General features: G+C 68.9%; 9 protein-coding genes. 8 read left to right on the top strand and 1 reads right to left on the bottom strand.

Annotated features, from left to right (window positions below; genetic code table 11):
- Positions 1-522, top strand: a 522-nt coding sequence (locus tag ACTS11_RS18410) for an alpha-ketoglutarate-dependent dioxygenase AlkB family protein (protein ID WP_442641744.1), incomplete at its 5' end; no start/stop codon positions are given.
- Here ACTS11_RS18410 and ACTS11_RS18405 read toward each other — a convergent pair.
- Positions 519-1,340, bottom strand: coding sequence for an ABC transporter permease (locus ACTS11_RS18405; RefSeq protein ID WP_442641743.1), 822 nt, complete (start codon positions 1,338-1,340; stop codon positions 519-521). The genes ACTS11_RS18410 and ACTS11_RS18405 overlap by 4 nt on opposite strands.
- A gap of 156 nt (positions 1,341-1,496) precedes the next feature.
- Here ACTS11_RS18405 and cysQ point away from each other — a divergent pair, with 156 nt between their 5' ends.
- The 7 genes from cysQ to ACTS11_RS18370 all read left to right on the top strand — a co-directional run.
- Positions 1,497-2,294, top strand: coding sequence for a 3'(2'),5'-bisphosphate nucleotidase CysQ (cysQ, locus tag ACTS11_RS18400; RefSeq protein WP_442641742.1), 798 nt, complete (start codon positions 1,497-1,499; stop codon positions 2,292-2,294).
- Between the two features lie 14 nt (positions 2,295-2,308).
- A complete protein-coding gene (locus ACTS11_RS18395; RefSeq protein ID WP_442641741.1) occupies positions 2,309-3,109 on the top strand; it encodes a 3-deoxy-manno-octulosonate cytidylyltransferase in 801 nt (266 codons plus the stop codon).
- Complete coding sequence (locus ACTS11_RS18390) at positions 3,106-4,344, top strand: glycosyltransferase family 2 protein (RefSeq protein WP_442641740.1); 1,239 nt, start codon at positions 3,106-3,108, stop codon at positions 4,342-4,344. The genes ACTS11_RS18395 and ACTS11_RS18390 overlap by 4 nt, the downstream gene beginning before the upstream one ends.
- Before the next feature lie 75 nt (positions 4,345-4,419).
- Positions 4,420-5,313, top strand: a complete 894-nt coding sequence (gene galU, locus ACTS11_RS18385) for a UTP--glucose-1-phosphate uridylyltransferase GalU (RefSeq protein WP_442641739.1) — start codon at positions 4,420-4,422, stop codon at positions 5,311-5,313.
- 10 nt (positions 5,314-5,323) lie between these two features.
- A complete protein-coding gene (locus ACTS11_RS18380) occupies positions 5,324-6,571 on the top strand; it encodes a glycosyltransferase (RefSeq protein WP_442641738.1) in 1,248 nt (415 codons plus the stop codon).
- Positions 6,572-7,582 carry a glycosyltransferase family 2 protein gene (locus tag ACTS11_RS18375; protein WP_442641737.1) on the top strand — a complete coding sequence of 337 codons (1,011 nt, stop codon included), beginning with the start codon at positions 6,572-6,574 and terminating at the stop codon, positions 7,580-7,582.
- Positions 7,579-8,163 (top strand): beta-1,6-N-acetylglucosaminyltransferase (locus ACTS11_RS18370; RefSeq protein ID WP_442641736.1); only part of this gene is annotated, 585 nt, incomplete at its 3' end. The genes ACTS11_RS18375 and ACTS11_RS18370, both read left to right, overlap by 4 nt.

The following is an 8,163-nucleotide window of genomic DNA, read 5'->3' as shown; positions in this document are numbered from 1 at the left end:
GTCCGGGCGGTCGTCCGCGCCGCGCCGCTGTTCCGTCCGGTCACGGCGCGGGGCCGGCCGATGTCGGTCAGGATGACCTCGGCGGGGCGGTTCGGCTGGGTCTCGGACCGCCGCGGCTACCGCTACGAGACGCGGCATCCCGAGGGCATCGACTGGCCGCCGATCCCGCCCATCGCGCTGGACCTCTGGCGCCGTGTCGTGCCCGAGGCGCGCGCGCCGCAGTGCTGTCTCGTGAACTTCTACGACGCGGAGGCGCGCATGGGCCTCCACCAGGACCGGGACGAGGCGGATTTCGGACAGCCGGTCGTCTCGATCTCGCTCGGGGACGAGGCCCTCTTCCGCGTCGGCGGGACCGGGCGCGGCGGACCCACGAAATCCGTCTGGCTGAGATCGGGGGACGTGGCCATCCTCGCGGGCCCGGCCCGCCTCGCCTTTCACGGCGTGGACCGCATCCGTTCGGGCAGCTCCACCCTCCTGCCGAAAGGCGGGCGCATCAACCTGACGCTCCGGGTCGTGGATTAGCGCGCGGCGTCCCAGCTCGCCGAAGCGCGCTTGCGGGTGTAGAATTCGCCCATCATGCCCAGAAGGATCAGCACCAGCGTCGCGTAGAGCGGGTATTCCCAGTTCGTGTGGTGCGGAAAGTAGTTGACGAAGGTGAAGCCGCGCGCCTGGTCGATGATGTGGAACAGCGGGTTCCAGTCGAAGAGGTCGATCATGAAGCCCGGCATCATGTTGGCGACGAACATCTTGCCCGAGGCGATCATGTTCGCGCGGACATAGACCATCTGGATGATCGTCACCACGTCGGGGGCCCACGGCTTCGCCGCCATCAGGATCAGCCCCAGCGCGCAGCCCGAGCCCCAGGCCAGCAGGTACATCATGAACGCCCCCGACCAGTCGTGGATCGTGATCGGCTGGATCACCGTGTGCAGCAGGAACAGGATCACCAGTAGGCTGATCGTCTTGATGTAGAGGATCGAGAAGGCAGAGGAGAGGATCGCCACCAACGTGTTCATGGGCGCGTGCTGCATCATCGGGGATGTCGAGTTCTCCGCCCGCATCACCTCCTGCAGGGCCTGGATGTGGACGAGGTAGAGGAAGATCCCCGACAGCAGGTAGAGCATGAAGTCGCCCCGGATCGCGGCCCCGCGCGTGCCCAGGAACGTGAACATCAGGTAGAATGCGGCCAGGAACATCACGCTCTGCATCAGGCTCATGCCGATGGCGAGGATGGCGTTGCCATGCGTCTTGCGGACCTTCCGCACCGTCGCGTGATAGGTCACCTCCAGCATGCTGAAGACAAGCGCGCGTGTGGTCGTCGGTCTGGCGGTCTGGAACATCCGGGCCTGCTCGGTGTGTGGCTCTTGGCGGCCGCTTCGTGGGCTCTCGCGCGTCGCGGGGCGCGGCAGGAACAGCCTTGCCCTTGCCGCCGGAGCGCGCGCGCACGATAACGCGGGGGCGACACCGGTTCAATTGCGGCACAGGAAGGTTTTGAAATGGATTACGCGCGACTGATGGTCGAATTGAGGCGCGCCGCCATCCTCGCCGGCGAAAGGATCATGGAAGTCTATGATTCCGAGGACTTCGACGTGCGCGCCAAGTCCGACGCCAGCCCGGTGACGGCGGCGGACGAAGCCGCCGATGCGCTGATTTCCGCCTGCCTGCGCGCCGCGTTCCCGGACATCGCGCTCGTGACCGAGGAACAGGCCGACAGCCACGGCCTCGAGGCCGCGACCTTCCTCATCGTAGATCCGCTCGACGGCACGAAGGAATTCGTGCAGCGCCGGGGCGACTTCACGGTGAACATCGCGCTGGTCGAGGCCGGCGTTCCGGTCCGCGGCGTCGTCTATGCGCCCGCGAAGGGGCGCCTCTTCTACACGACCGCCGATGGGACCAGCGTGGAGGAGGCCGGACCCTTCGACCCCGCGACGCCGGGCGAGGTCACGCCGATCTCCGTCCGGGCGCCGGACAACGCGGCGCTCTTCGTCGTCGCGTCCAAGTCGCACCGCGACGCCGCCACGGACGCCTATATCGGCAAGTACGACGTGGCCGACCTCCGCAGCGCGGGAAGCTCGCTCAAGTTCTGCCTGGTGGCAACCGGCGAGGCCGACCTCTACCCGCGCCTCGGGCGCACGATGGAGTGGGACACGGCGGCGGGCGACGCGGTGCTGCGGGGCGCCGGCGGCCGCATGGTCCGCTTCGAGGATCACGCGCCATTCGCCTACGGCAAGCCCGGCTTCGCCAACGGCTTCTTCATCGCGCACGCGCCCGGCGTCGATCTCCGCCAGCCCTGAGCCTCCGTGACCCCATGAGCGTCGTCTGCATCATTCCCGCCCGCTACCCCTCGGTCCGCTATCCGGGCAAGCCGCTCGCCATGCTGCGCGGCGCTGGCGGCGAGGCCCGCAGCCTGATCGAGCGGAGCTGGCGCGCCGCGCAGGACGTGTCCTGCTTCGATGCCGTCTACGTCGCGACGGACGACGACCGGATCGCCGGGCACGCGCGGGGCTTCGGGGCCGAAGTCCTGATGACCTCGGACCGCTGCCGCAACGGGACCGAACGCTGCGCCGAGGCGCTGGGCCTTCTCGGCGGCGATGTCGGGATGGTGGTGAACCTCCAGGGCGACGCGCCGCTGACCCCGCCCTGGTTCCTCGAGGCGCTGGTCGACGGTCTCAGGCGCGACAGCCAGGCCGCGCTGGCCACGCCGATCCTGCGCTGCGACGGCGAGACGCTCTCCGCGCTCAAGGCCGACCGCAAGGCTGGTCGCGTCGGCGCCACCACCGCCGTCTGCGACAGCGAGATGCGCGCGCTCTACTTCTCGAAGGAGGTGATCCCCTTCACCTCCGCGGAGTACGGCGCGGACGAGCCGACGCCCGTCTTCCACCATGTCGGCGTCTATGCCTACCGACCCTGGGCGCTGCACGCCTATCCCGACTGGACGGTCGGCCCGCTCGAAAGCCTCGAGGGGCTGGAGCAGTTGCGCTTCCTCGAGGCGGGGCACCGCGTCCTCTGCGTCGAGGTCGAGGCGCGGGGGCGGAAGTTCTGGGAGCTGAACAACCCCGAGGACATTCCGCGGATCGAGGCGATGCTGGCCGAGATGGGCCTTCCGTGACCGAGGCGCCGTCGCTGAGCGTGGTGGTGGCCAGCCATGGCCGGCCCCGCGCGCTGCGCCGGTGCATCCTGGGGCTGTCGCAGTCGGCGGTCCCGCGCCTCGAGCTCGTCGTCGTCGCCGATGCCGAGGGGCTGGCGGCGCTGTCGGACCTCCCCTTCGCAGGGCGGTTGAAGACCGCGCTCCAGGATCCTCCGAACCTCGCCGAGGCACGGAATGCCGGCGTCGCGCGCGCGGCGGGCGATCTCGTCGGATTCGTGGACGACGATGCCGTGCCCGAGCCGACCTGGGCCCATGCGATGGTGACGGCCTTCGACGGAGAGCCGTCTCTCGCGGCAGCGACGGGTCCGGTCCTTGGGCGAAACGGGATTTCCCTGCAATGGGGGCCCGTCGCGGTGGACAGGCTCGGCCGCGATCAGCCGATGGCCTCCGAACCGGGGCCGGAACAGTGTCGCAAGCTGCACGGGACCAACATGGTCTTCCGCAGGCAGGTGCTGCACGATCTCGGCGGCTTCGACCCCGCCTTCCGCTTCTACCTCGATGACACGGACATGGCGCTCCGTCTCGCGCGGGCGGGTCTGGCCACGGCCTGGGTTCCCGGCGCCGTCGTGCATCACGCCTTCGCCGCCAGCGTCCGGCGCGACGCCGACCGGGTGCCGCTCGACCTCCGCGACGTCGGCGCCTCGACGGCGGCATTCCTGCGCAAGCATGCGACCGAGGAGATGGAGGCGGCCCTCGTCCAGCTCGGTCAGGACCAGTACGACCGCCTGTTCCGCCTCGTCCGCAGGCGGAAGCTCGGGCTCAAGGAGATGCGTCGCCTGCTCGAGAGCCTGCGCGACGGTATCGAGGAAGGCCGCGCACGGAGTGTCGCGGAAACCGGCGGATTCAGTGTCGATCTGGCTTATTCGAGCCTGTTCGACGCGCCGTCGGACACCGACGTGGTGCTGTCGGACTGGCGCCACCGTGCCGGGGCGCTGCGGGCGGAGGCGCAGCGGCTGGTCGCCGACGGCGCCCGCGTCAGCCTTTTCCTTCTCGAGCCCAGCCCACGGGCGCACCGTGTCCGGTTCACCGACGGCGGTTGGTGGGAGCAGGAGGGCGGGCTCTACGGGCGTTCGGACCGCACGCGACCGCGGTTGCAACCGTGGCGATACGCCTCCAGAGTTTCAGCGGAATTGCGCCGCATCAACGCCATAAGGTTCCGGGATGGTCGAAATGTGCAGTTCCAAGGCCGAAGTTGATTCGGTAACATTCACACCGCAAGAGGGGTCGGCGGCAGGCCGTCCTCGGCGTGTGCGCTTGCAGGCGAGGTAATGATGAAGAAACGGGTCACGAAGGCGATCTTCCCGGTCGCGGGTCTGGGAACGCGGTTCCTTCCCGCGACGAAGTCGATCCCCAAGGAGATCATGACGCTGGTCGACCGCCCGCTGATCCAGTACGCGATCGACGAGGCGCGGGCCGCCGGCATCCGGGAATTCATCTTCGTCACCAGCCGCGGCAAGTCCGCGCTCGAGGACTATTTCGACCATTCGCCCGAGCTCGAGAGCGAGCTTCGCAAGAAGGGCAAGACCGACCTCCTCGAGACGCTGAAGTCCACCAACATGGAATCCGGCGCCATCGCCTATATCCGTCAGCACCGGGCGCTGGGCCTCGGCCACGCCGTCTGGTGTGCGCGGCGCCTCCTCTCGAACGAGCCCTTCGCGGTCATCCTGCCCGATGACGTGATCGCGGCGGATACCCCGTGCCTCCAGCAGATGGTCGAAGCCTATGCGGAGATCGGCGGCAACATGGTCGCCGCGATGGAAGTGCCGGAGAGCAAGACGAACGCCTACGGCATCCTCGACATCAAGGAGGACATGGGTTCCGTCGTGTCCGTGAAGGGCATGGTCGAGAAGCCCTCCGCCGGCAGCGCGCCGTCGAACCTCGCCGTGATCGGCCGCTACATCCTCAGCCCGCAGGTCATGACCAACCTCAGCAAGATCAAGACGGGCGCGGGCGGCGAGCTGCAGCTCACCGATGCCATCGCGCGCGAGATCGAGACCTCGGACAACGTCTACGGTTTCCGCTTCCGCGGGCAGCGCTTCGACTGCGGGTCCAAGGCCGGGTTCCTCCAGGCGACCGTCGCCTTCGGCCTCGCCCGCGACGACCTGCGCGAGGAGTTCACGGATTTCCTCACCGACCTGATGTCGGTGCGCAACGCCGCCCAGTGACGTTCCCGCGATGACCGGGCGGCCGGACGACGCGCTCGGGCGCGAGATCGTCTGGCTCGACATGACCCGCAGCCTCACGCGCGCGGCGCGGGGTGCACCCACCGGCATCGACCGTGTGGAGCTCGCCTGGGCCGGGCATCTCCTGAGCGTCAATCCCCGCGTCATGGCGCTTTGCCGGACGACGCGGGGGTTCCTCCTGCTCGGACCCGACGGGATGCGCAGGCTCGTCGCGATGGTCCGCGGCGAGGTGCCACCGGGCCCGGCCGACTTCCTGTCGCGCATCGCAGGGCGCGGGGGCCGTCCTCGCCACAGGGTCGAAGCGACGCTGAGGCCCCTCGCCGTCGACCGCTGCCTGTCCTGGCGGTTGGGGGCGATGGTGCGGCGGCATCGGCCCGGGGTCTACGTGAACGCCGGGCACGCGAACCTGTCGCGCCGGACGCTCGGGCCGCTCGAAGCCTCGGGCTGCGCGGTCGCGGTCCTCGTCCACGACCTGATCCCGATCCTGCATCCCGAGCTCGTTCCGCCCGACCAGCCCGAAGCCTTCGCCCGCAAGCTCGGCACCGTCGCCGCTCATGCGACGCTCGCCGTCGCGGTGTCGGAGGATACGCGGGCCGCGCTCGAGGCCCAGTGGCGCGACCTGCCCCGCCGGCCCCGGATCGTCGCCGCCCCCATCGGCGTGCCGCCGCCCGCAGCCGCGGGGCCGAAGGAACGCGGGCGCTGCGTCATGGTCGGCACGCTCGAGCCGCGCAAGAACCACGCCACGATCCTCGCCGCCTGGTCGCATCTGGCGGAGACACGGGGCGCGGAGCCCATGCCGACCCTCCACATCCTCGGCAACGAAGGCTGGAAGGGCGCGGAGATCCGGCGGGCGATCGAGGCGCATCCGCTCTTCGGCAGGTCGGTCTTCCTGCACCTCGCGGCCTCGGAGGCGGCGCTCGCCGACCAGCTCCGCCGCGCCGACGCGCTGCTCTACCCGAGCCTCGCCGAAGGCTTCGGCCTGCCCCCGTGGGAGGCGCTGGCCCACGGCGCGCTGCCCGTCTGTTCGGATCTGCCGGTCCTGCGGGCACATCTCGGTTCACATGCCGTTTACGTGGAGCCCGCCGACGGCTATTCTTGGGCGGAAACGATAATAAAACTAATGTCGGGCACGATCGGGCGGTCACGGACCTTCCCGAGCGAAGCGCCCGAATGGCAGGAGCACTTTGTACGGGTATCCGCGGCGCTTGCGGCGCTGCGGGATCGGGCGGAAAGGCCGTGAATGAAGGCGGTGCAGCGCTACGCCTTGCGACTGGAGCGCAAGAAGTACCTGGTTCGCGCCTGGCGGAAGGGGATGTCCCTCCTGCCGGTTGCCGACCGGACGGACGCGATCCGTCCGTCGGACGTGCTGTGCTTCTCCACGCTGCGGAACGAGCGGCCGCGCCTCAAGTATTTCCTGTCCTACTACCGCGACCACGGGGTCTCGCACTTCCTCTTCGTCGACAACGACAGCGACGACGGCTCGCGCGAGTACCTGGCCGAACAGCCTGACTGCTCGGTCTGGACCACGCCCGACAGCTACAAGCGCGCGCGCTTCGGCATGGACTGGATGAACCGGCTCCTGCGGCTCCACGGGACGGGGCACTGGTGCCTGACGGTCGATCCCGACGAGTTTCTCGTCTACCCGTTCTCGGACACGCGGCCGATCCCCGCGCTCTGCGACTGGCTCGAATCCTCCTCGATCAAGAGCTTCGGGGCCATGGTCCTCGACATGTATCCGAAAGGACCGATCACGGCGCATGGCTGCGGCGAAGGGCAGAACCCGTTCGAGGTGGCCTGCTGGTTCGACTCCGGAAACTACATGATCGAGCGGAACTGGACCTACGGGAACCTGTGGATTCAGGGCGGTCCCCGCGCGCGGATGTTCTTCGGCGAAACGCCCGAGAAGGCGCCCGCGCTCAACAAGATCCCGCTGGTGCGCTGGCAGAAGGGCTTCGCCTACGCGAGCTCGACGCACATGCTGCTGCCGCGCGGGCTGAACCTCGTGTTCGACGAATGGGGGGGCGAGAAGACCTCGGGCGTGCTCCTCCACGCCAAGTTCATCGCCTCCTTCGCCGACAAGGCCGCCGAGGAGCTCGAGCGCCGCCAGCACTACGCCGCCAGCGCCGAATACAAGGCCTATTACGAGGGCCTGAACAAGAACCCCGACCTCTGGACGCGCTGGTCGGAGCGATACATCAACTGGCGCCAGCTCGAGATCCTCGGGCTCATGTCCAAGGGCAACTGGGCATGAGCACGCTGGGCTTCATCATGCTCTGCCACACCGCGCTCAACCGTGCGGCGCAGGTCGCCCGCCACTGGGCCGAGCGAGATTGTCCGGTGGTGATCCATGTCGACCGCTCGGTCTCGCGGGGTCGGTTCGAGGAGTTCCGGGAGTCGCTCGCCGACCTCGAGAACGTGCGCTTCTGCAAGCGGCGGCGCTGCGAATGGGGAACCTGGTCACTCGTCGCCGCCAGCCAGACGGCGAGCGAGGTGATGCTGGCCGAGTATCCCGCCGTGCGGCACGTCTACCTCGCCTCGGGCTCGTGCCTGCCGCTCCGGCCCGTCGACGACCTGCGCGCCTATCTCGCCGCGCGGCCGATGACCGACTTCATCGAGAGCGTGACGATCCGGGACGTGGACTGGACCGTCGGCGGCCTCAACGAGGAGCGGTTCGAGTTCCGCTTTCCCTGGTCGTGGAAGCGGCAGCGCTTTCTCTTCGACCGCTACGTGGAGCTTCAGCGCCTGGTGGGCTATCGCCGCACGCTGCCGGAGGGGATCACCCCGCATCTGGGCAGCCAGTGGTGGTGCCTCACGCGGCAGACGCTGTCCGCG

The organism is Roseicyclus sp. (genome assembly GCF_052168335.1).
Lineage (GTDB): Bacteria > Pseudomonadota > Alphaproteobacteria > Rhodobacterales > Rhodobacteraceae > Roseibacterium.
Note: the sequence above shows the minus strand (reverse complement) of the source record. Positions and strands in the feature narration are given on the sequence as shown.

Bases quoted from the DNA above. Each gene is read 5' to 3' on its own strand.
- ACTS11_RS18380 (WP_442641738.1), top strand. From the start codon at position 5,324: ATGACCGGGCGGCCGGACGACGCGCTCGGGCGCGAGATCGTCTGGCTC.
- ACTS11_RS18395 (WP_442641741.1), top strand. From the start codon at position 2,309: ATGAGCGTCGTCTGCATCATTCCCGCCCGCTACCCCTCGGTCCGCTAT.
- ACTS11_RS18375 (WP_442641737.1), top strand. From the start codon at position 6,572: ATGAAGGCGGTGCAGCGCTACGCCTTGCGACTGGAGCGCAAGAAGTAC.
- cysQ (WP_442641742.1), top strand. From the start codon at position 1,497: ATGGATTACGCGCGACTGATGGTCGAATTGAGGCGCGCCGCCATCCTC.
- ACTS11_RS18405 (WP_442641743.1), bottom strand. From the start codon at position 1,340: ATGTTCCAGACCGCCAGACCGACGACCACACGCGCGCTTGTCTTCAGC.
- galU (WP_442641739.1), top strand. From the start codon at position 4,420: ATGAAGAAACGGGTCACGAAGGCGATCTTCCCGGTCGCGGGTCTGGGA.